Consider the following 21,177-nt stretch of genomic DNA (forward strand, 5'->3'; position numbering starts at 1 on the left):
GGTATGGCAGGGTCTGGAACGGCAGGTATAGGGCAAGAGCAGGATGGAACAAAACGAAACCATGAGCCGTGAAATGCCCCTCACATCCTTTGGTCCGACCGTCTGGGGTGTCCCGGACGGGAGTGTGGCGTTGCTGCTTCGCCAGCGGCTGGCAGAGCATGAAGGGCCGTTGCTGCATGTTGCGCGGGACGACGCTGCTGTTGCGGCTCTGATGGACATGCTGTCCTATCTGATGCCGGAAGTTGAAGTTCTGCGCCTGCCTGCGTGGGACTGCCTGCCTTACGACCGTGTCTCTCCCAACGCTGCACTGGTTGCTGAGCGTGTTGGAACATTGTGCCGCTTGCTGGAGCCGACGAAAGCCCGCCGGCTCGTTCTGACGACCGTGCACAGTCTGTTGCAGCGCGTTCCGCCACGATCGGCTTTCAAAGGCCAGTCCATCAGTGTGGCTACGGGTGAAATGCTGGATCAGTCTCTCCTGATCGAAGTTCTTGTCGCCAATGGCTACACGCGGACTGATACGGTCATGGAAGCGGGTGAGTTCGCGGCGAGGGGCGGCATTTTCGATCTGTTCCCTGCAGGCGCACCAGACCCCATCCGCCTCGACCTTTTCGGCGATGAAGTCGAAAATATCCGTGCTTTTGATATCGCTACGCAGCGCTCGACAGAAAAGCTTGCGCGTTTCGAGTTACGACCTGTCTCGGAGTTCTCGCTCAGTCCAGAGAGTATCAGTCTTTTCCGAACGGGATGGCGCGATACGTTTGGGCCATCAGCTGCATCTGACACGCTTTATGAAAACGTCTCTGACGGGCGGCGTTATCCGGGTCTGGAGCACTATCTGCCGCTTTTCCATGATGGCGATGGCCACCAGATGGAAACGCTGCTGGATTATCTGCCAGACGTTGCAATCAGCTTCGACAGCCATGCACCGGAGATTTTGAAAGCCCGTCTGGACATGATCGCCGACCACTATGAGGCGCGTCGTGTTCCTGTTCGAGACGGCGAGATGCCGTATCGGGCGCTTCCGCCTCATCGTCTCTATCTGGACCAGCATGGCTGGAATGCCATGCTCTCCAGGGCGCCATCTGTTTTGCTGAATGCATTTGGCAAGCCGGATCTGGGAGAAGGCGTAGAAGCCGGAAGCCGTCCCGGACCGCTTTTTGCCCGGGCCAAGGACGGGTCTCGCGAGGGTGTTTTTGAAGCGTTTGGTAAGCAGGTTGAAGAATGGGCGCAGTCCGGGCGCCGCACGTATGTTACGGCTTGGAGCCGTGGCTCGCGGGAGCGGATTGCCCATCTGCTTCAGGAGCATGGCGTTGGTGTTGAAAGTTATGACGACTGGCCGTCCGCAGCAGGCATGTCCCGCGGGACAGTTGGTCTGCTCGTTCTCGGGCTGGAGCGCGGGTTCGTTTCAGATCGTCTGTGTTTTGTGTCTGAACAGGACCTTCTGGGAGAGCGTATTTCCCGGCCGCCCCGTCGCAAGAAGCGTGGTGAACAGTTCATTTCTCAGGTGGGCGAGATTTCCGAAGGGGACCTCGTTGTTCATCAGGAATACGGGATTGGACGGTATGTCGGGCTTGAGACTATCCGCGAAGGGCTGGTTGCGCATGACTATCTTTCCATTCTGTATGATGGAGAGCAGCGCCTTCTTCTGCCGGTAGAGAACATCGAACTCCTGAGCCGGTTCGGGTCGGAGCAGGCCAGCGTCCAGCTCGACAAGCTCGGTGGTACGGCTTGGCAGGCTCGTAAGGCCAAGATGAAATCGCGCATCCGCATCATGGCGGGTGAACTGATTCGGACGGCAGCTGCGCGTGCATTGCGTGAAGCTCCGACGCTCGCGCCGGCAGAGGGGCTGTGGGACGAATTCTGTGCCCGTTTCCCGTTCGTGGAGACGGAAGATCAGTCCCGTGCCATCGCGGATGTTCTGGAGGATATGAGCTCCGGTCGCCCGATGGACCGTCTGGTGTGTGGCGACGTCGGCTTTGGAAAAACCGAAGTTGCCTTGCGTGCAGCCTTTGTTGCCGCGCTTTCAGGGATGCAGGTGGCTGTTGTTGTTCCGACAACGCTTCTGGCTCGTCAGCATTACCGTGGCTTTGTGGCGCGATTCGAAGGTCTGCCGGTTCGGATCGGGCAACTGTCACGTATGGTGACACCCAAGGAAGCGACAAAAGTCCGCGAAGAGATGGCGGATGGCCGTCTGGATATCGTCATCGGGACGCATGCTCTTCTGGCCAAGACGGTCTCTTTCGAACGTCTGGGCCTGCTGATCATTGATGAAGAGCAGCATTTCGGTGTGTCTCACAAGGAAAAGCTCAAAGCCTTGCGGGAAGACGTGCACGTCCTGACACTGTCAGCCACGCCGCTGCCACGTACGCTCCAGCTGTCCCTGTCCGGTGTGCGGGAAATGAGCCTGATTGCGACGCCGCCGACGGATCGTCTGGCAGTTCGCACGTTTATTACGCCGTTTGACAGCGTCATGATCCGCGAAGCGATTCAGCGTGAGCGTTTCCGCGGTGGGCAGGTGTTCTGCGTGTTGCCGCGACTGGCTGATCTGGACCGGATGGCAGAGCGCCTGGCCGAGATTGTTCCGGATGCGAAGGTCATTCAGGCCCATGGCCGTTTGACGCCGACCGAACTGGAACGCGTCATGACCGAATTTGCCGACGGCAAATATGACATCCTGCTCTCCACCAATATCGTGGAGAGTGGCCTCGATATGCCCAGCGTGAATACGATTATTATTCATCGGGCAGATATGTTTGGCCTGGGGCAGCTTTATCAGCTGCGCGGGCGTGTGGGGCGAGGCAAGCAGCGTGGCTATGCCTATCTGACCTGGCCGCAGACGAACCCATTGTCGGCCGCTTCTGAAAAACGTCTGGAAATCATGCAGACGCTCGACTCGCTCGGCGCAGGCTTCACATTGGCATCGCACGATCTGGATCTTCGGGGTGCCGGAAATCTGCTGGGGGATGAGCAGTCCGGGCATATCAAGGAAGTCGGGATCGAGCTGTATCAGCAGATGCTGGAAGATGCCGTTCTGGATCTACGTCGCGAACGCGGTCGAAAGGCGGAGGAAGAAGACAGCTGGACGCCGAATATTATCCTCGGATTGCCTGTGCTGATTCCAGACACTTATGTGCCTGATCTGCCGGTTCGGCTGGGGCTATATCGGCGTATCGCATCCTTGACCGGAGAAGCGGAAGTCGAGGCCATGCGTGCTGAACTCGTGGACCGGTTCGGATCATTGCCGCCAGAGGTGGGGAATCTTCTGGACGTCGTGCTCATCAAGCGTCTGTGCCGTGAGGCAGGTGTGGAGCGTCTGGAAGCCGGGCCCAAAGGTATGGTGCTTCAGTTCCGCAAGAACCGGTTCCAGAACCCCGCCGGGCTGATCGATTGGGCGACTCGTAAGAAGGATTCGGGCGTGAAGATCCGCCCCGATCAGAAGCTGGCTATTATTCGCGAAATGACGAACGCCACCCGCATTGGTTTTGCGAAGAAAGTAACGACCGTTCTGTGCAAACTCGTGCGGAAACTGGAAGACGCCGACTAAGCGTTTTTCCAGTTTCCGCAGTGGCACTCAGGGAACGGCGATAGGGAGCGGAATACGGTTGACCGTCGCTACGCCGCCCTGAAGGGCAATATCCCACGTGGTGGTGTCGCCGCTCTGGCGTCCCATCAGGCGGGCAATGGTAAGGGCGGTGACCACTTTGGTCGGGGCTGTCTGGCGAATGGCCTCGATCAACTGCGCAACATTGGTGATGCTGACATGGGTGTCTGCGGTGGATGTTGCAGCTGACGAGCCGATCTGAATGGTTCCTGTGCCATCAACAGTGCTGCTTCCGGAAATGGCATGCAGGGCGTTGATCGTGATCTGCTGTGAGGAGCCGGAGAGGCCGCTTACGGACAGATCGGCGGACAGGGACGATGGAATAAGAGGCTGTTTCGAGTCGTGAATGCCTGTTCCATTGACCTTGATGCGGAGCTCAGGGCTGGTCTGGACTGCGTTGATCGTCGCGTGCTGGATGGTCATTGTGTGACCAGGGCGGGACAGTTTTACGCTGCTCCATGAGGCTTCTGGCGTTCCTTCATGGATGTTGTGGACTGTAATGGTGGCATCCTGCCCCTGACAGGCTGGGCTGATACCGCCACGGAAAGCGCTCAGTGCTGCATAAGCGGCCGTTGCATTGAACTGTTCCAGCTTGGCTTCCGTGACTGCGCCTTTGGGGTCTTTCAGGGTGATAGGCCCGATATCGAGGCCGATGCCGGTTCCTGTCAGGGTGGCGTGCAGGCCTGATGCTGAAAAGCCGTGGGCGGCAGCCTGGTGCCCGTTCAGGGAATAGGTGAAGCAGGATGCAGGAATGTTCGGCAGCGTGTCTGCGAGAGCAGATGACGCGAAGGAAGGCAGAGCCGTCGCTAATGCTGTTACGAGAAGGGTTTTAAAAGACATCATGCCCTCAATGCTGTGGTGTCTGATCTCTCAGACAGAAAGACTGTTAAGACTCTCTTAGGATTATGGAGAGACAATGGTTCCCCATAATCCTTCCTTGCGGGTGAGTGTGCATGTCTTCGTCCATTTCCGCCATGCCAGCGGTGCCGCAATACCTGTCCATCGTGAAAGACGAACAGGCCTCCGTGAACCGATGGGAAAAGACCAGTTCATCTTCGCAGCAGGCATTGACGGCGTTCAAAGCTGAGGCTTCTTCCATCACGACGCCTGATCAGCTTCTGAAGAACTACAAGGCGCTGAAAGTCGTTCTTGGCGCCTATAACATGTCTTCCAATATTGATCAGACGGCCGTCCTTAAGCAGCTCATGACGCAGGACCCTACGTCTTCCAAGTCGTTGGCACAGAGAAGCGGGAATGCGTCCTGGAAAGCGTTTGCGACCGCGTTTTCAGACTGGTCTACGTCTCCTCTCTCGTCAGAAGACACTTTGTCTAAAATCGCCCAGAATTACCTGACGAACGGGTATGAAAGCAGCGTTCAGGACGAGACGCCGGGCCTCGGAGATGCTCTTTATTTTACCCGAACCGTCACGTCAGACATGAAGCTTTCCAGCATCATGGCAGATCCGAAACTGTTGAAGGTGGCGGAAAAAGTGTGTGGGTTCGATACAACCCAGTTTGGCGCACTGGATTACGACCAGCAGGTTCGACTGCTGGGGAACAAGCTGGATCTTTCACGTCTCAGCACGTCCCAAGGTGTGCAGCGGTTTGCTGAACAATATCTGGCGCTTCTACAAATCAGCCCTGAAGCATCCACGACGCCTGCCAGTATGCTCACACTTTACGGAAGTGGAGGGACATCGGATGGTATTCTGTCCCTTTTTACAGGAAGCAGTAGCAGTTCCTCGTCATCGCTGTATTCCGCACTTCTCTGATCCGGTTGCGTGACATCCTGAGAGGAGGCCTGTATCGCGGCTAGGGGAAACGTGGCAGCGAAAAGGATCTCTTCATGGCGGGACTGGACCCTGAAGACTGGAGCGGCATTCGTGCCATGGGTCATCAGATGCTGGATGCTCTGTTTGATCGTATGGAACATGTCGGGGAAGGCCCGGTCTGGCGTCCTATGCCGCAGGCAGCCAGGGATGAGCTGAGAACAGGCTTTCCTGCCGAAGGGACCTCTCTGGAAGAGCTGCACGAGCGTTTCACTGAGCTCGTTGTTCCCTATGGCAATGGAAATACTCATCCGGGTTTCATGGGCTGGGTGCATGGCGCCGGAACACCCATCGGGATGCTGGCAGAAATGCTGGCGGCCGGCATGAACGCCAATTGTGGTGGCCGCAGCCATGCCGCAAATGAAGTCGAGCGTGAAGTTATTCGCTGGGCTCTCTCCATGGTTGGAATGCCGGAAGATGGGTCCGGTTGTCTGGTGACCGGATCTTCCATGGCCAACTTCATCAGCATCATTACGGCCAGTCGGGCGCGTGATCCGTTGTTGCGACGGCATGGCGTTGGGCAGAGCAGAATGGTCGGATATGCCGCGACAACGGCCCACGGGTGTCTGCCTCGTGCCTTTGATCTTGCTGGTTTCGGAAGCGAGGCTTTGCGCCGTGTTCCGGTGACGGATGATCATCGGATGGATCTTGCGGCACTGCGCCAGATGATCACCGAAGACCGACAGAGCGGGTTGGTGCCCTTCATGGTAGCCGGAACGGCGGGAACGGTGGATTGCGGGGCTATTGATGATCTTCAGGGGATCGAGGCTATCGCACGGGAGAACGGCCTCTGGTTTCATGTGGATGCAGCTTTTGGGGCGCTGGCCTGTTTGTCGTCACGTTTGAAGGCGCAGCTTTCCGGCATTGAAAAGGCTGACAGTCTGGCATTCGATTTTCATAAATGGGCACAAGTCCCCTACGACGCGGGCTGCGTTCTGGTGAGGAATCGTGAACTTCATGCGGCGGCGTTTGCTCAGTCGCTCGACTATCTGACGCGTGAAGCCAGAGGGCTTGCGAGTGGCGCGCCATGGTTCTGTGATTTCGGGCCAGATCTTTCCCGCGGGTTCCGGGCGCTCAAAGTCTGGATGACGCTGGGCCATTATGGCTCACAGCGTATGGGGCAGATGGTGGAAGAATGTTGTGACGTTGCACAGCATCTCGCGCGCCGCGTGCAGGCTACGCCCGGGCTCGTTCTGCTCGCACCAGTGACGCTGAATATTGTCTGCTTCGGAATAGAGGGCCTGTTAGATCAGGATGTTTCCGAGCTGGTGCAGGATTTGCATGAAAGCGGTGTAGCGGCCCCATCCACAACGCGGATCAACGGTCGGTTGGCGGTGAGGGCGGCGATCGTTAATCACCGCACCACGACCGTCGATACCGACCGGATGCTGAATGCCGTTATCGCACTCGCCGCTGACCGGCGGGGGTAAACAGTTCACTCAATTGAGCCATCATGGTGCCGCCGAGGTCTTCGGCGGAACTGATGGTTACGCTGTGTCGATAGTAACGCGTGACGTCATGGCCGATGCCGATGGCCAGAAGCTCCGTGTTCCGATCGCTTTCGATCCGCTTGATGACCTCACGTAGATGGTTTTCAAGATAGTTGTGCGGATTTGCAGAGAACGTACTGTCATCCACAGGCGCACCATCCGAAATCACCATGAGAATATGACGGTGTTCCGGACGCCGTTTCAGGCGCTTCCAGGCCCAAAGCAGCGATTCGCCATCAATGTTCTCTTTAAGGAGACCATCACGAAGCATGAGGCCAAGGTTCTTCCGGGCCCGGCGCCAGGGCGTATCTGCATCTTTGTAGATGATGTGACGCAGGTCATTCAGGCGTCCTGGCTCGGGTGGGCGCCCATTTTTCACCCATTGCTCCCGGCTCTGACCACCTTTCCATTGGCGTGTCGTGAAGCCCAGAACTTCGACTTTCACGCCGCAGCGCTCCAACGTGCGGGCGAGAATGTCGCCGCATATTGCAGCAGTTCCAATTGGCCGGCCACGCATTGAGCCTGAATTGTCGATCAGGAGTGTGACGACCGTATCGCGGAACTCCATTTCGCACTCATACTTGTATGAGAGCGGCATGGTTGGGTTCGTGACGACGCGGGAGAGGCGCCCGGCATCGATGATGCCCTCTTCCTGCTCGAACTCCCAGCGGCGTTGTTGCTGAGCCATGAGCCGCCGTTGCAGACGATGCGCAAGACGGGAAATCAGGCCCTGAAGTTGAACAAGCTGCTGGTCGAGCTGTTGGCGTAGCCGGTCCAGTTCGTCCGGGTCACAGAGGTCAGCAGCCCCGACTTCTTCATCGAACCTTGTGGTGTACGCTTTATAGGTTGAGCCGCCGCCGATGGCCGTGCCTTCACCTGACTGGTCAGACGGCCCCGCAGCTTCTTCCGAACCTGTCTCAGGGGAATCAAGCGCGTCGGAAGACGTCTCTGTTTCGCCTGTTATTCCGCTTTCACCGCTTTCTGGCTGATAACCATCTTCCTCATCAGGGTCATCGCCTGCAGGTGTCTGCTGATCTTCCTGCGGAACCGCGGCTTCGTCTTCGGAAGGCTGTTCGTCTTCAGATAAATCGTCTGAAGGGGCCTGTTGTTCGATCTCTTCTGGCAGTTCTGTAAGCTGGCAGGCTCCGAGCAGATGCGTAATTGCGCGTGCGAAGGCTTTCTGGTCAGATTGCGTTACAGCCATTTCCGCCAGTGCGTTTTTGGCTGACGGAGAGAGAGAGGCGCGCCAGGCTTCCAGCGCCGGGCCGGCCTGCGAAGGGGTATGCTCTCCTGACATGGCTTCCCGAGCTAGCAGGCTCAGAGCCATGGCGGCAGGCATTTCGTCCTTGGTCGCCATGCGGTTACAGCCCGCCTCGGCGCACTGCTGGATCACACGCTGGTCAAGATTGGCACGGACGCCGGCCATATGGCGGGAGCCGTAAACTTCACAGCGCGCCTGTTCGAGGACGTTGAATGCCTCCTGAGCTTGCGGCTCCGGAAACTGCGCGTTCAGGCCACTCTTGTGGTAGCGCAGCTTCAGCGCCGCAGCATCGGCTGCTCCGCGAATTTTCTGAATTTCGCGATCGTGCATGCTGCGGGACAGGTAGGGCAGTTGCACGGCATCAGGTGCCGGCGGAGCGGGCAGCCTGTTGCCAACAACCGCACCCTGAAAATCCACGCTCTGTTCAGGCGTGCCGCCCATGGCGCGAAGGGTTGCGATTGTGGCGCGGCGGAAACCTTCCTGACGGTTTTCGTCAGGAGGGGAGTTCTTGGGCGCGGACAAGGTTTTTTACTCCACCGGGGAGGTGTTGAAACAACGCTGATAGTATTCCGCAACAATACCGCGCTCGGCTTCGTCGCACTTGTTCAGGAACGTGAGCCGGAACGCGAATGCGACATCGTTGAAAATGTTGAAGTTCTCAGCCCAAGCAATGACAGTTCGTGGGGACATGACTGTGGAGATGTCTCCGGCCATAAAGCCCGAGCGCGTCAGATTGGCCAGAGCGACCATACGCTCGACCATCTTGGTCTTGTCCTTGTCTTCCGCACCAATCTTCAGCTTGGAGGTGACAATCGCGACTTCCTGTTCAAGCGGAAGATAGTTCAGGGTCGCGACGATGTTCCAGCGATCCATCTGGCCCTGATTGATCTGCTGCGTGCCGTGATACAGGCCTGTCGTGTCACCAAGGCCAACGGTATTTGCGGTCGCAAAGAGGCGGAAGGCCGGGTTGGGACGGATCACGCGGTTTTGGTCCAGAAGGGTAAGGTGCCCCTCTGCTTCGAGAACGCGCTGGATCACGAACATCACGTCCGGACGGCCTGCGTCATATTCATCGAAAATCAGCGCACAGGGATGTTGCAGGCACCAAGGCAGCAAACCTTCACGGAATTCCGTTACCTGCTTGCCGTCGCGTAGCACGATGGCGTCCTTGCCGATGAGATCAATACGGGACACGTGGCTGTCGAGGTTGATACGGACGCAGGGCCAGTTCAGGCGCGCCGCAATCTGCTCAATGTGGGAGGACTTTCCCGTTCCATGAAAGCCCTGAACCATCACGCGGCGGTTATAGGCAAAACCCGCAAGAATGGCGCGCGTCGTGTCTTCATCGAACTTGTAGGATGGATCGATGTCAGGGACGTGCTCTGTCCGGACGGAATAGGCTGGGATCTGAAGATCAGTCTTGATGCCGAAGACTTCACGCGAAGACACCGTGAGGTCGGGCGCACCAAGAACACTGGTTGGGACCGCAGAACTTTCGGCGGTGGTGACGGTTTCCGGGGCGTCGATCGTCGCGAAATCACTCATGAGACTGGCGGACTTTCATTGAATTCAGGAATGTTCTGAAAAGATGGGCCTTTAGGCTCTATTCTTCCAGAGAGAAAATCAGGAAACGAACTCTGACTCGCGACTGAAATGCGTTTTCAGCACGGCGTACGCGGATCCGATGGCCTTGAAACGCTCTTCAGCCTGCTTGTCGCCGATATTCGCATCAGGGTGGTGACGGCGGGCAAGGGCACGATATCGGCTTTTGACGTCATCCAACGAGACGGGCCATGTCAGGTCCAACGTTGCGAGGGGTAGTCGAAGCGGTTCTGGTGGGCCGTCGGCTGTGGCGCGCTGACGTGCACTGTCTTTGGCGCGCTGGGCTCGGTCGCGGCGGCTGGCACCGAGAATATCCAGTGGGTCCAGAACATCTTCTTCGTTGAATTCGGCTTTCTGTGCCGCACCAGTCCCAAGTTTCCACGAAGGGCGCTGCCAGGACGTGTCAGCTCTAAGTTGGGCTTCGATCTGGGCCGGTGTCATACCGCGATAGAAGTCCCATCGCGCGTTATAGTCGCGAACGTGTTGAAGGCAGAACCAGAAGTAGGACCGCAGGGCATCGCGCCCGCGGGGAGCACGGTAGCCGGCAGGCTCCGCACAGCCTGGATGATCGCAGGTCTGGTCTGGTGCCTCTGGATCGGGGTCAAAAGCCCGATGTCTGGTAGATTTACGCTGCATGGTGTCTGATATGGGCAATGTGAGCCGTTTGATGCAAGCGGACAAACCAAGTCGGATTTAATTGACCATGACGCAGCCCCTCACCAGGCGGGACCGAATTGCTGAAATTCTTCACCGGGAACTGGCGCCGAGCGTTCTTGAAATTCAGGATGATAGTGCCCGGCATGCCCATCATGCGGGAGCAAAAGCTCTGGGGAGTACGGGAGAAACGCATTTCAATGTGGCGATCACCAGCGCGAAATTTGACGGACTGAACCGGATTGCCCGGCACCGTCTTGTGAACGGATTGCTCGCCGGGGAGTTTGAAACAGGCCTACATGCCCTGTCTCTTGTTCTGCACGGAGAAACCACTCCATGAAGCGTGCACTTCTGGCTCTTCTGTTTCTATCTGGCTGCGCCACAAGTGGGTACGGCCATCTTCCTGCAGACCAGCAGGAGGATGTGCACAGAATTGAAACCTACATGAACGGCGTGACCGGGATGCAGGCGTCGTTCAATCAGACTGGCCCCGATAATGGGGTGAGCGCCGGACGATTCGTCTATATGCCCGGTCATCTGCGACTGGATTACGTGACGCCGCATACGATGGAACTGGTTGCGGGGGATGGTCATCTGGTTCTGGATGATATGGAGAGTGGGGCGGTGACCCATCTGTCCTTGAAGAGAAACCCCTTGGGGCTCCTGCTTCATTATCCGATTCGGTTTGACCGTGGGATTCAGGTGACTGACGTGCGGCGCGGGCAGGGATCGCTTCAGGTTTCGGTTGCTGAGGCGGACAACCCTTCCCAAGGGCTGTTGACGCTCCAATTCTCCGATACGGCTGGAAAACTGCTGCTCATTGGTCTGCAGGGTGTGGATGCCCGGCAGAATCATTTCAGCGTATCTCTAAGGAATGTAGTGGAAGGGGTAACAGTGACCCCTACCGTCTTTACTCCTCCCGGGGGATAGATCCGAAATGCGCTGGCCAGGAGGCGGCCAGCGCATGATCCAGTTCTTCCATGGAAAGAGCCGGGTTGAAGCGCCTGAGGCTGGTGACACCAAATTCCCTGATTCCGCAGGGGACGATGCCGTCAAAGTCATCCAGGGCCGGATCAAGATTGATCGAGACGCCATGCCAACTGACCCAGCGGCTGACCCGGATGCCAAGCGCTGCGATCTTGGCTTCCTCGCCGGTGACAGGATCAAAAGTCCAGACGCCGATACGTCCTTCTCTCGTAAAGGCCGTTACTCCTAGGCGGCTAAGAGTTTCAATGATCCAGGTTTCAAGTCCTTTCACAAAGGCACGAAGATCCCTGGGAGGTATTGTACCATTGGGCTGGCTTAGATTTAGAAGAACATAAGCCAGTCTCTGTCCCGGACCATGATACGTCCACTGGCCGCCTCGGCCCGCTTCGTATGTCGGGTAGTGATGTGGGTTATAAAGATCCTGCTGCTTTGCAGACGTTCCGGCCGTAAAGACAGGGGGGTGCTCTACGAGCCAGACAACGGGATCAGCTGTTCCTTCGTGAATCTGGCGCGAGCGGGTGGCCATGAAGTCCAGAGCATCAGGGTAGGGTGTTAGCCCGGCAGATTTTTTCCACAAAATTTCTTCACAAATATCGTTTCTGGTCATTGCTCTCGTTTCAGGCATCAGCTATATCGCCCCTCACCGGACGGTCTTGCACTACACAAGACGGTTTGTCACGGGGCGGCCGTGGCGGAATGGTAGACGCGCAAGCTTGAGGTGCTTGTGGGGGCAACCCCGTGGAAGTTCGAGTCTTCTCGGCCGCACCATCACTCTTCGGAGCTGATGGAAAAAATCTCGAAAAAATCACAATTATAAAAAACACCCTGAATGCCAGTGTTAAGGCATCCAGTGTGGTGTTTTATTCTGTGCCATTTTATTGCCAGACTGTTCGTCCACCGTTATGCCTGACTATGTTTTCATTTGAACGCTGCTAGCTTTGTGCTCAGTAATCAAATGATATTCTGGCTGATGTGTGAGGTTTCGTGATCAAGCCCTTAAAGAAAGCAGTCCTTCCCGTCGCAGGACTGGGAACGCGCTTCCTTCCGGCCACCAAGGCTATGCCGAAGGAAATGCTTCCTGTCGTCGATAAGCCTCTGATTCAGTATGCTATCGACGAAGCTCGTGAAGCTGGTATCGAAGAATTCTGTCTTGTCACAGGGCGCGGCAAAGACAGCCTGATCGATTATTTCGATATTGCTTACGAGCTTGAGGCAACGCTGAGGGAGCGTGGCAAAAAAAGTGCGCTTGAAGCACTTCAGCCAAGCAGCGTGCAGGCAGGCTCTCTTGTCGCTGTGCGTCAGCAAGAGCCGCTAGGTCTTGGTCATGCAATCTGGTGTGCTCGTTCCTTTATCGGAAACGACCCATTCGCAATTCTGCTTCCGGACGACATCGTGAAAAGTGGCCGCAGCTGCGTTGCTCAGCTTGTGGATGCTTACAACCAGACCGGTGGAAATGTTGTCGCGGTAACGGAAGTGCCGCGTGAGCATACAAATCGGTATGGTATCCTCGACGTGGGCGCCGATGACGGCAAGCTCGTTGAGGTCAAAGGATTGGTTGAAAAGCCGAATCCTGAGGACGCTCCTTCAAACCTTTCCATTATCGGTCGCTATGTTCTGACGGCTGATGTGATGGAGCATCTCGCCAAGCTGGAACGCGGTGCTGGCAATGAAGTGCAGCTTACTGACGCCATGGCCAAGATGATCGGGCATGTTCCGTTCCACGGACTGCGTTACGAAGGCACGCGTTTCGATTGTGGTGACAAGGCTGGCTTCTTGGAAGCACAGATTGCTTTCTCCATTGATCGCCCTGACCTCGGCGATGCGGTTAAAGCCTTCCTCAAGAAATATGTCGACGTCGTCTGACATCTTGGGAAACAGCATTATCTGCTGATGATGCTGGGGCTGATTTAAATAAGGGAGGGTGTTGTCGTTTTAATTACGGCAACACCCTCCCTTTTTCTATTTTAAGCCTCGACACGAATTTACATCTGATCATTTCAAATTTTTTTTCGCGGTTTCGTTTTTGTAAAAACGCTGGGCAATAATGCAAATCTCATGGCATGAAGAGCGTCATGTCCATGCCATTTCAGTCTTTTCTAGAGCCGGGTCAGATTGTGCAGCATCCCGATTTTCCTGAATGGGGATGGGGACAAGTGCAATCGGCGATTGGTGAGCGTGTTACGGTCAATTTTCAGAATGAGGGGAAAATTCTGATTGATGCGTCACGTGTGGAGCTGAAACTGGTTCAAGGCTGATTCTGGCCTTTGGCTCGTTCTCTATTCTCGAAGCTGGGCCGTAGTGCTCTGGACGTTCTCCTTCCTCCAGTGTGCGGAGTGTGCGGAGCAGACGTCATGACGAACGGCGCGTTCTGTTCTGACTGCTTTGCTGAAGCAAAGAGAATTATTTTTCCCTGCTGTGAAAAATGTGGCGTTTCTCTGCCTGGTGAAGCTTTTGGAGGGACGCAGAAAACCTGTGTATCTTGTCAGTTGCGCCCTCCAGCCTGGCGATCTGCGCGTGCGGCCTTTGAGTATGATGATTGGTCACGGCGCCTTATCCTGCCCATGAAATATGCTGACCGGACTGAGAACGCACATATTCTTGTGCAGGAAATGTCTCGGGCAGGTTCTGCCTTGCTGGATCAGGCGACTGTTTTAATCCCCGTGCCGATGCATCGAACCAAACTGTGGCGGCGGCGATACAATCAGGCCGCTCTATTGGCGCATGGTTTGTCTCGAAGAAAGGGGATTACGCTGCTTGCTGACGGACTGACGCGTCGGCAGGCCACCAGACCTTTGGCCCGTTTGTCCGCCAAAGAGCGTCAAATGGAAATTGCCGATACGATTATTGTCCGCGCCGGGCGGGAAAAACGAATTAAAGGGCAGGCCGTTCTTCTGGTGGACGACGTGCTGACGACTGGTGCCACGGCTTCTGTTTGCACTGGTGCTCTTTTGAAGGCCGGGGCATTGTCAGTGGATATTCTTGTTGCAGCGCGGACCTGCAAAGGCGATGAACAGGACGTTCCGTATCCCGAGGAGTAAGAGCTTTATGTCAGAAATTGAAATCTTTACCCAACCGGGATGCCCTTACTGTGTTCACGCTGTCGATCTTCTAAGATCAAAAGGTGTGGCCTTTAAGGAGATTAACGCGCCACATGGAACCCGAGAGCGTGAAGAATCCATGAGCCGTTCGGGTCGCAGGACTGTCCCTCAGGTATTTGTGAATGGGCAATCTCTGGGGGGCTGTGACGACATTATGGCTTTGGATCGGGCCGGACGGCTTGATTCTCTGCTTGGCGGTGCCTGAATGCGCTGGGGACGGCTTTTCGCGGGTGCATTACTCTGCCTGACGCCCTTCATGGGATACGCTGAGGCGCCGGCAGTCTCTCAGGCACCGACTACGCCGTCAGAGCTGGGCCTTTGGCTATCTGCGGGTAAAGACGGTGTTTTCTCGATCGAGCACTGCGGCAGTGCCTTGTGCGGCAAGCTCGTCGGAATGGACTATGACGGGGAGATGCCCAAGGACGTTTGGGGCCGGGCAGAATGCCATCTTTGGATTTTGACAGATTTTGTCGCAGCAGAAGACCAGAAATGGCGGGGTCACATCCTTGATCCTCGGAGCGGACGTATCTATCAGGCGTACATCTGGCTCTCCGAGCCAAATGTTCTAAAGCTGCGTGGCTTTGTTCTTGGAATGCCTCTGTTGGGTCAGACCGAGACCTGGACGCGATATACCGGAGGCTCATTCGGGCCACAGTGTAAGATGCCTCCGCAGCCTCACTGAGAAACTACAATGGCAGGTCATATCTCTCTGATATGGTTTGCCAGGAACATGCAGGCCAATCTCAGGTCTCTGATTCTGCCGAACTGAAAGGACCGTGGAACCACTATGTCCCACACTGTTTCCCGCCGCGATTTTGCGCTCGGGCTGGCTGCTGGTGCGGTTGGCGCCAGCGTGGCAGGCACGTCTTATGCCGCTGACGAACCAAAAATTGTCCCTGTTCCTCCGCCGTTGCCCAAGCTGGTGTCCAAAACAGTATGTTTTGTCGGGGGGTACACCAAGCATGCCCCTGCAGGTGGTGCTGGAAATGGGCAGGGCATTGCCGTGTTCGAGATGGATCGGGATTCAGGCGTTCTGACGCCAATCACGACCTACACGGACATTGCCAGTCCTTCGTTTATCACGCTCTCAGCAGATAACCATTTCCTGTATGCGCTGAGTGAGATCGACGATTACAACAAGGCCGGAGATGGATCTGTCACGGCTTTTGCCGTAGATCAGAAGACGGGTTCTCTACGTAAGCTGAACAGTGTCAGCTCCGGTGGTGCTGTGCCTGCGCATCTGAGTGTTCATCATTCAGGTCGTTATGTTCTGGTCGCGAACTATGTGGGTGGCTGTGTTGCAGTCCTGCCGATCCGGAGCGATGGATCGCTGGGTGAGGCAACCGATGTGGTGCATAATACGGGGCCGCGTCAGCCAGAGCGCGCAACGGATAATCCGCAAGGCAACTTTGCGGTTTCTGACCATTCCGGGTCTCATCCGCACATGATTCGTTCCGATCCGAGCGGTCGCTTCGTAATCGCGGATGATGCGGGTCTGGATCGAGTTTATGTCTGGACGCTGAATCTGGCGACTGGGAAGCTCATTTCGGCAAAAACACCATATTACGATATGGAGCCGGGTTCTGCGCCGCGTCACTTCGAGTTCAATCACTCGGGGCGCATTATGTACAATCTGTGTGAGCAGAACTCGAAGATTGTCGTGTCCAGCTTTGATCCGCTGACGGGTACAATCACGAATATCCAGACTGTCAGCACCGTCACACCTCATTTCCGAGGGTCAACGCTGGCTGCGGAAATCCTGATTTCTGCCAGTGGAAAGTACGTATACGCGTCTAACCGCTTGGGAGATTCACTCGCGGTATTCGCGATTGCCGCGGACGGAACGCTGTCCTTGCAGGACGAAGTCTGGATGCATGCCGATTATGGCCGCGCCATGATGTTCGATCCGTCTGGAACGTTCCTGTTCTGCGCCAACCAGCGCTCGGATGCGGTGACGTCCTTCAAGGTGGACAAGAACACCGGGCAGCTTGCGTTTACTGAGAACTTTACGCCTGTCGGTAGCCCGACGACGTTTGCGTTCATGAACACGCAGGTCTGACATTCAATGGAAAAGGCGCTCTTCGGAGCGCCTTTTTTATTTCAGCCCTTCGTGAACATGGCGATGTAGTTCACGCCGGTGTCGCGGGTTGTGCGCCAGCGTGGGGGCAGGTAGCTCATGCCGGCAATATCGGTCATGCGCAGGCCGGCGTTCCGTGCCATGGCGGCCAGTTCTTCCGGCTTGATGAATTTCTTCCAGTCATGTGTGCCGACGGGCAGCATGCGTAGAAGGTATTCCGCGCCCAGCTTTGCCATCGCGAACGAACGCGGTGTGCGGCTCATTGTAGAGACAGCAACCATGCCGCCCGGGCGGGTCAGGGTTGCAAGCATGTGCAGGAAATCCTGCGGATCGTTGACGTGTTCGATGACTTCCAGAGCTGAAACCACGTCGAATTCTGCGCCTTCCTCAACCAGGTCTTCCGCGCTGCCATTACGATAAGTCAGAGGTGCGGCACTCGGTGGGAGTGGGTAGGTAGCCTGATGGGCGCGGGCGGCTTCGATCCCGTCCGGGCTTGCATCAAGGCCGAGTGTCTCGAACCCCAGCTTTGCAAAAGCTTCGCTGGCGAGGCCTGCGCCGCAGCCAATATCAAGCAGGGAAAGGCTTTTTCCTTCAGATGGCTTGAGAGAGGTCGTCCGGGAAGCGACCCAGTCCGTCCGCAGGGGGTTCATGGCGTGCAAAGGGGCCATCGGGCCACGTGGATTCCACCAGTCCTTGGCCAGCGCACTGAAATGGGCGATTTCGGAATCGGAAACGGAAGAGCGATGTGAGGTGCTTCCGGAAACGGTTTCTGAGGCCATCAGAACTGTCCTTCTGTGTGCCCGCATGATGCCGTCGGCTGGACGCGGCGTGGCGAGACGAGTATGTGGACCGGCAGAGTCTGTTCAGAAGACCGGCCGGCAAATCTGTTTTGTGCCGTATCCGATGCCAGACCCGAGCGCGCAACGCCAGACACGTACTGGAGCCTTATCCGCGATGTCCATGTCCGATACTCCCGTTCACGACCAGATTTCGGGTCGTGCCGATACTCTTTCCATGTCTGTGGATAGCGGGAAACGGAAAACGATCGTCATGAAATTCGGCGGAACATCCGTCGGAAATATTGAACGCATCCGGATCGTTGCGCAGCGGGTCAAGGCTGAGCACGCGCTTGGGCGTCGGGTGGCTGTCGTTGTGTCTGCCATGGCCGGCGTGACCAATCAGATGGTTGGATACTGTTCCGAACTCGATCCGCTGGCGGACCCGAAGGAATATGATGCCGTTGTAGCATCGGGTGAGCAGGTTACGAGCGGTCTTGTGGCTATTGCGCTACAGGCACTGGGCGTTCCGGCACGGTCTTTTCAGGGCTGGCAGATACCGCTTGTAACGGATGATGCGCACGGGAAAGCATCCATTGATGGCGTTGACGGCACGGAACTGCTGAAATGCCTTGATAAGGGGATTGTACCGGTTATTGCCGGCTTCCAGGGAGTTGGTCCGGATAACCGGATTGCCACACTTGGACGTGGCGGATCGGACACATCTGCTGTAGCGATTGCCGCCGCGATCCATGCGGATCAATGCGACATCTATACGGATGTTGATGGAATTTATACGACGGACCCGCGTATCGTGAAGCGTGCGCGGAAGCTGGATCGCATCACCTATGAAGAGATGCTTGAACTCGCTTCCGTGGGCGCCAAGGTACTTCAGACCCGCAGTGTCGGGCTGGCGATGCGTGAAGGGGTCCGTGTACGTGTGCTGTCGTCATTCTCCGAGACGGACGATGACAGTGGGTCGATTGTGGTGGATGAGGACGAGATCGTGGAGAAGGAACTGGTTGCGGGCATTGCCAGCTCGCATGATGAAGCAAAGCTCTCCGTCCGGCGTATTCCGGACCGTCCGGGCATTGCCGCGGCCATCTTCGGACCTCTGGCTGAAGCAAACATCAATGTGGACATGATCGTGCAGAGCACGGGCGTTGACCGCATGACGAACATGACCTTCACGGTCGGTAAAAGCGATGAGGCTGCTGCCCGCGCTGTTCTGGAAAGTGCTCATGGCATCATCCAGTATGGCGAGCTTGAGACGTCCCACAATGTGGTGAAGATCAGCGTCGTGGGTGTTGGCATGCGTTCGAATGCCGGGCTTGCTGCGACCATGTTCGCTACGCTGGCGGAACGTGGGATCAATGTGCAGGTGATTTCCACCAGCGAAATCAAGATCTCCGTACTGATTGATTCGGAATACAAAGAGCTTGCGATGCGTGCACTGCACACCGCGTACGGGCTGGACAAGAAAGAGGAACCCTCTACGTGAGTGCAATGACGGACGCCCGCGAGACCCTGAACCGCCTTTGGAAGCCGGGATGTGACTTCCTGGGCAGCGAAGTCGCCATTCTTGGCGGCGCGATGTCCTGGGTGAGCGAGCGCAATCTTGTGTCCGCCATTTCCAATGCTGGCGGTTTCGGTGTGATTGCCTGCGGTGCCATGACGCCGGAGCGCCTTGAGGAAGAAATTGTTGCCACGCAGGCTCTGACGAAGCGCCCGTTTGGTGTGAACCTCATCACCATGCATCCTGAGCTAGAGCGTCTGGTGGATGTGTGCCTCGCACATAACGTATCCCACGTCGTTCTGGCTGGTGGTGTGCCGACAAGTGCCATCATCAAGCGTGTTCGTGATGGCGGAGCGCGTGCGATTGGTTTCGCGCCTGCGCTGGCTCTCGGCAAGCGTCTGGTGAAGCTGGGTATTGAAGCGCTCATCATTGAGGGTTCAGAAGCTGGTGGCCATGTCGGACCGGTTTCCTTGACGGTTCTGGCGCAGGAAATCCTGCCGCACATCAAGGATGTTCCTGTCTTTGTTGCTGGTGGTCTGGGCCGTGGTGATGCCATCGTGTCTTACCTTGAGCAGGGCGCTTCCGGTGCGCAGCTTGGAACGATCTTTGCTGCGTCTGAAGAGAGCATCGCACACGAAAACTTCAAGAAGGCGTTCCTGCGGGCCAATGCCCGTGACGCTGTGACATCCGTGCAGCTTGATGAGCAGTTTCCGGTCATTCCGGTTCGTGGTCTTGCCAATGCTGGAAGCCGGGGCTTCCTGAAGCATCAGGCAGAGACGATCCGCACGTTCCAGAGCGGTGGTGTCAGCAAGGAAGATGCTCAGCTTTCCATCGAACATTTCTGGGCTGGTGCGCTTCGTCGTGCCGTGATCGAGGGCGACGTCGAGAACGGGTCTGTCATGGCTGGCCAGTCTGTTGGTATGGTCAAGGAAGTCCGTCCGGTTTCCGAAATCATTGCCACACTCGTTGAGCAGGCTGTCGAAGCCATTGCGAAGCGGGAAGATCGCGTTCACGCTTCTGCCTGATCAGGTTTTATCAGCCATGTCTCCTCCCTCCGACCGTCCGATGCCGCTTCGTTCAGACCAGCCCAGTGTTGGCACGATTCTGCGTACGCGACGGGAAGAACTGGGATGGCAGATAGATGACGTTGCGCAGTGGCTGCGCATCCGGTCACGTCTGCTGGTTGCGCTTGAAGCTGATGATCTCTCGTCTCTGCCAGGTGTAGCGTATGCCGTTGGCTTCCTGCGGACGTATGCCCACGCCATGCAGTTGGACGCAGATGGGTTGGTTGCTCGTTTCCGTCGAGAATATCGTGGGGTCGTCAATCGGAAGACGGATCTCGTCTTTCCGCAGCCTGAGGGTGAGCGCGGGCTGCCCATTGGTCTGCTGGTTGGAGCAGGGCTTGTTGTTGTCGTGGCGGCCTATGCTGGATGGTATCGGTTTGCCTCGCATGACAGTCCGGCAGATCGCCGCATTCCGGCTGTTGCGGAATTGATGCCAGGTGCTGCGACATCTGCGACTACGTCCCCTCAGGTCGCGTCTGTCATGCCCGGCAGGGCACCAACTCCCGACCCCACTCTGCCGCATGATCCTCTTCCTGCGCCCGTCGCTCCAGCTGTGCCGGCTCCGGCACCACAGCCGGTTATTGCACCGACTGAGCCCGTGACGTCTGCAGCATCGCCAGCGTCTCCCTCGCCGAGCGCAGAAGAGGATGAGGCCGCGCCGAACAATACGGATCAGTTTGGCCCCGCTACAGATGTTCCTGCCGAAACTCCCGCTCCAGCTGTCCCCGTCGGGGCTGTTGTCGTGCGTCTGTTGGCGCCTGTCTGGATGCAGGTGAAAGACAAGGACGGTCATGTTCTTGTGTCTCGCGTGCTCAAAGCTGGCGAGAGCTGGCAGGGTGACGCTTCTGCAGCGCCGTTTCGCATGTCTTTTGGCAATGCGGGTGGTGTTGTCCTTTCGACAGATGGCTGCACGAGCGCGCCTCTTGGTCGTCAGGGCGAAGTGCGCCGGAATGTTGAAGTTACAGCGGATGCCATCCGCTCAGGTGCATTCGGCAATGGTGTTGCTCTCCCGGCACAGCCGTCTGCCGTGGTGGCTGCGCCTGCAGAGCAAAGTGTTGACGGGCCCACTGCGGCCGCACCAGATGATTCGTCTGCGGCGCCTGCTGTGAAGCCTGTAATTCGTCGCCCTAAAAAAGCTCCTACGCCTTCCGCAGAAGTTTCTGCTGACGATCTGAATGCCCGGCAACTGGATCAATCGTCTCCATCGCATTAAACAGGGGGG

General features: G+C 56.8%; 20 protein-coding genes, 1 tRNA gene and 1 pseudogene. 16 read left to right on the plus strand and 6 right to left on the minus strand.

The window, feature by feature from the left end; genetic code table 11:
* The first annotated feature begins 43 nt into the window (after positions 1 to 43).
* Positions 44 to 3,544: a transcription-repair coupling factor gene (gene mfd, locus R5H23_RS00975; protein WP_317213913.1), complete on the plus strand. Its 3,501-nt coding sequence runs from the start codon at positions 44 to 46 to the stop codon at positions 3,542 to 3,544.
* A 27-nt stretch (positions 3,545 to 3,571) separates the two neighbouring features.
* Here the strand turns inward: mfd and R5H23_RS00980 are convergent, their stop codons facing one another.
* Positions 3,572 to 4,444, minus strand: a complete 873-nt coding sequence (locus tag R5H23_RS00980) for a hypothetical protein (protein ID WP_046901454.1) — start codon at positions 4,442 to 4,444, stop codon at positions 3,572 to 3,574.
* A gap of 110 nt (positions 4,445 to 4,554) precedes the next feature.
* On the opposite strand from R5H23_RS00980, the gene R5H23_RS00985 reads away from it, so the two are divergent.
* Together R5H23_RS00985 and R5H23_RS00990 are read left to right on the plus strand one after the other, a co-directional pair.
* Entirely contained in the window at positions 4,555 to 5,373 is an 819-nt protein-coding gene (locus R5H23_RS00985) for a DUF1217 domain-containing protein (RefSeq protein WP_046901455.1), read from the plus strand.
* A gap of 74 nt (positions 5,374 to 5,447) precedes the next feature.
* The gene (locus R5H23_RS00990) at positions 5,448 to 6,860 is read left to right on the plus strand and encodes a pyridoxal-dependent decarboxylase (RefSeq protein ID WP_317213917.1); all 1,413 of its coding nucleotides are present in this window, start codon (positions 5,448 to 5,450) and stop codon (positions 6,858 to 6,860) included.
* Here R5H23_RS00990 and R5H23_RS00995 read toward each other — a convergent pair.
* From R5H23_RS00995 to R5H23_RS01005, 3 genes are all read right to left on the minus strand, one after another.
* Entirely contained in the window at positions 6,829 to 8,703 is a 1,875-nt protein-coding gene (locus R5H23_RS00995; protein ID WP_211502736.1) for a cobaltochelatase CobT-related protein, read from the minus strand. The genes R5H23_RS00990 and R5H23_RS00995 overlap by 32 nt on opposite strands.
* Positions 8,704 to 8,709: 6 nt before the next feature.
* Positions 8,710 to 9,726, minus strand: coding sequence for a cobaltochelatase subunit CobS (gene cobS, locus R5H23_RS01000; RefSeq protein ID WP_211502735.1), 1,017 nt, complete (start codon positions 9,724 to 9,726; stop codon positions 8,710 to 8,712).
* A gap of 78 nt (positions 9,727 to 9,804) precedes the next feature.
* Complete coding sequence (locus R5H23_RS01005; protein WP_211500707.1) at positions 9,805 to 10,419, minus strand: J domain-containing protein; 615 nt, start codon at positions 10,417 to 10,419, stop codon at positions 9,805 to 9,807.
* A 67-nt stretch (positions 10,420 to 10,486) separates the two neighbouring features.
* Here R5H23_RS01005 and R5H23_RS01010 point away from each other — a divergent pair, with 67 nt between their 5' ends.
* On the plus strand, positions 10,487 to 10,777 hold the full coding sequence (locus tag R5H23_RS01010; RefSeq protein ID WP_099212308.1) for a BolA family transcriptional regulator: 291 nt from the start codon (positions 10,487 to 10,489) through the stop codon (positions 10,775 to 10,777).
* Entirely contained in the window at positions 10,774 to 11,367 is a 594-nt protein-coding gene (locus R5H23_RS01015) for an outer membrane lipoprotein carrier protein LolA (RefSeq protein WP_317213922.1), read from the plus strand. Before R5H23_RS01010 ends, R5H23_RS01015 begins: the two co-directional genes overlap by 4 nt.
* Here R5H23_RS01015 and lipB read toward each other — a convergent pair.
* Positions 11,348 to 12,031, minus strand: coding sequence for a lipoyl(octanoyl) transferase LipB (gene lipB / locus R5H23_RS01020; protein ID WP_317213925.1), 684 nt, complete (start codon positions 12,029 to 12,031; stop codon positions 11,348 to 11,350). The genes R5H23_RS01015 and lipB overlap by 20 nt on opposite strands.
* 75 nt (positions 12,032 to 12,106) lie before the next feature.
* Here lipB and R5H23_RS01025 point away from each other — a divergent pair.
* The 8 genes and pseudogenes from R5H23_RS01025 (at position 12,107) to R5H23_RS01055 (ending at position 16,581) form a co-directional block, all read left to right on the plus strand.
* Positions 12,107 to 12,192, plus strand: a tRNA-Leu gene (locus R5H23_RS01025).
* Positions 12,193 to 12,408: 216 nt separating this feature from the next.
* Positions 12,409 to 13,287 (plus strand): UTP--glucose-1-phosphate uridylyltransferase GalU, encoded by an 879-nt coding sequence (gene galU, locus R5H23_RS01030; RefSeq protein ID WP_099212317.1) that lies wholly within the window; start codon positions 12,409 to 12,411, stop codon positions 13,285 to 13,287.
* Between the two features lie 209 nt (positions 13,288 to 13,496).
* Entirely contained in the window at positions 13,497 to 13,679 is a 183-nt protein-coding gene (locus R5H23_RS01035; RefSeq protein WP_211496909.1) for a DUF3553 domain-containing protein, read from the plus strand.
* A 9-nt stretch (positions 13,680 to 13,688) separates the two neighbouring features.
* Positions 13,689 to 13,898: pseudogene (locus R5H23_RS17080) on the plus strand (double zinc ribbon domain-containing protein); the annotation flags it as partial.
* An 87-nt stretch (positions 13,899 to 13,985) separates the two neighbouring features.
* A complete protein-coding gene (locus tag R5H23_RS17085) occupies positions 13,986 to 14,462 on the plus strand; it encodes a ComF family protein (RefSeq protein ID WP_408874333.1) in 477 nt (158 codons plus the stop codon).
* 7 nt (positions 14,463 to 14,469) lie between these two features.
* Complete coding sequence (gene grxC, locus R5H23_RS01045; protein ID WP_099212323.1) at positions 14,470 to 14,727, plus strand: glutaredoxin 3; 258 nt, start codon at positions 14,470 to 14,472, stop codon at positions 14,725 to 14,727.
* Positions 14,728 to 15,204 (plus strand): DUF2147 domain-containing protein, encoded by a 477-nt coding sequence (locus R5H23_RS01050; RefSeq protein WP_317213930.1) that lies wholly within the window; start codon positions 14,728 to 14,730, stop codon positions 15,202 to 15,204.
* A gap of 105 nt (positions 15,205 to 15,309) precedes the next feature.
* Positions 15,310 to 16,581 (plus strand): lactonase family protein, encoded by a 1,272-nt coding sequence (locus tag R5H23_RS01055; protein WP_064273179.1) that lies wholly within the window; start codon positions 15,310 to 15,312, stop codon positions 16,579 to 16,581.
* A gap of 41 nt (positions 16,582 to 16,622) precedes the next feature.
* Here R5H23_RS01055 and ubiG read toward each other — a convergent pair whose 3' ends face one another.
* Positions 16,623 to 17,378 carry a bifunctional 2-polyprenyl-6-hydroxyphenol methylase/3-demethylubiquinol 3-O-methyltransferase UbiG gene (gene ubiG / locus R5H23_RS01060; RefSeq protein ID WP_211503870.1) on the minus strand — a complete coding sequence of 252 codons (756 nt, stop codon included), beginning with the start codon at positions 17,376 to 17,378 and terminating at the stop codon, positions 16,623 to 16,625.
* 175 nt (positions 17,379 to 17,553) lie between these two features.
* On the opposite strand from ubiG, the gene R5H23_RS01065 reads away from it, so the two are divergent.
* The 3 genes from R5H23_RS01065 to R5H23_RS01075 are packed head-to-tail and all read left to right on the plus strand — an operon-like array spanning position 17,554 to position 21,168.
* A complete protein-coding gene (locus R5H23_RS01065; RefSeq protein WP_408874317.1) occupies positions 17,554 to 18,876 on the plus strand; it encodes an aspartate kinase in 1,323 nt (440 codons plus the stop codon).
* Between the two features lie 5 nt (positions 18,877 to 18,881).
* Positions 18,882 to 19,916, plus strand: a complete 1,035-nt coding sequence (locus tag R5H23_RS01070) for a nitronate monooxygenase family protein (RefSeq protein WP_202207602.1) — start codon at positions 18,882 to 18,884, stop codon at positions 19,914 to 19,916.
* A 16-nt stretch (positions 19,917 to 19,932) separates the two neighbouring features.
* Positions 19,933 to 21,168 (plus strand): RodZ domain-containing protein, encoded by a 1,236-nt coding sequence (locus R5H23_RS01075; protein WP_317213933.1) that lies wholly within the window; start codon positions 19,933 to 19,935, stop codon positions 21,166 to 21,168.
* Positions 21,169 to 21,177: the final 9 nt, after the last annotated feature.

The organism is Gluconobacter sp. GP1, from assembly GCF_032913585.1.
Lineage (GTDB): Bacteria > Pseudomonadota > Alphaproteobacteria > Acetobacterales > Acetobacteraceae > Gluconobacter > Gluconobacter cerinus.

Coding starts and splice junctions, on each gene's coding strand:
- R5H23_RS01015 (WP_317213922.1), top strand. CDS start 10,774: ATGAAGCGTGCACTTCTGGCTCTTCTGTTTCTATCTGGCTGCGCCACA.
- ubiG (WP_211503870.1), bottom strand. CDS start 17,378: ATGGCCTCAGAAACCGTTTCCGGAAGCACCTCACATCGCTCTTCCGTT.
- R5H23_RS01035 (WP_211496909.1), top strand. CDS start 13,497: ATGTCCATGCCATTTCAGTCTTTTCTAGAGCCGGGTCAGATTGTGCAG.
- R5H23_RS01065 (WP_408874317.1), top strand. CDS start 17,554: ATGTCCATGTCCGATACTCCCGTTCACGACCAGATTTCGGGTCGTGCC.
- mfd (WP_317213913.1), top strand. CDS start 44: ATGGAACAAAACGAAACCATGAGCCGTGAAATGCCCCTCACATCCTTT.
- lipB (WP_317213925.1), bottom strand. CDS start 12,031: ATGACCAGAAACGATATTTGTGAAGAAATTTTGTGGAAAAAATCTGCC.
- grxC (WP_099212323.1), top strand. CDS start 14,470: ATGTCAGAAATTGAAATCTTTACCCAACCGGGATGCCCTTACTGTGTT.
- cobS (WP_211502735.1), bottom strand. CDS start 9,726: ATGAGTGATTTCGCGACGATCGACGCCCCGGAAACCGTCACCACCGCC.
- R5H23_RS00980 (WP_046901454.1), bottom strand. CDS start 4,444: ATGATGTCTTTTAAAACCCTTCTCGTAACAGCATTAGCGACGGCTCTG.
- R5H23_RS00990 (WP_317213917.1), top strand. CDS start 5,448: ATGGCGGGACTGGACCCTGAAGACTGGAGCGGCATTCGTGCCATGGGT.
- R5H23_RS01050 (WP_317213930.1), top strand. CDS start 14,728: ATGCGCTGGGGACGGCTTTTCGCGGGTGCATTACTCTGCCTGACGCCC.
- R5H23_RS01005 (WP_211500707.1), bottom strand. CDS start 10,419: ATGCAGCGTAAATCTACCAGACATCGGGCTTTTGACCCCGATCCAGAG.
- R5H23_RS01010 (WP_099212308.1), top strand. CDS start 10,487: ATGACGCAGCCCCTCACCAGGCGGGACCGAATTGCTGAAATTCTTCAC.
- R5H23_RS01055 (WP_064273179.1), top strand. CDS start 15,310: ATGTCCCACACTGTTTCCCGCCGCGATTTTGCGCTCGGGCTGGCTGCT.
- R5H23_RS00985 (WP_046901455.1), top strand. CDS start 4,555: ATGTCTTCGTCCATTTCCGCCATGCCAGCGGTGCCGCAATACCTGTCC.
- R5H23_RS01070 (WP_202207602.1), top strand. CDS start 18,882: ATGACGGACGCCCGCGAGACCCTGAACCGCCTTTGGAAGCCGGGATGT.
- R5H23_RS17085 (WP_408874333.1), top strand. CDS start 13,986: ATGAAATATGCTGACCGGACTGAGAACGCACATATTCTTGTGCAGGAA.
- R5H23_RS01075 (WP_317213933.1), top strand. CDS start 19,933: ATGTCTCCTCCCTCCGACCGTCCGATGCCGCTTCGTTCAGACCAGCCC.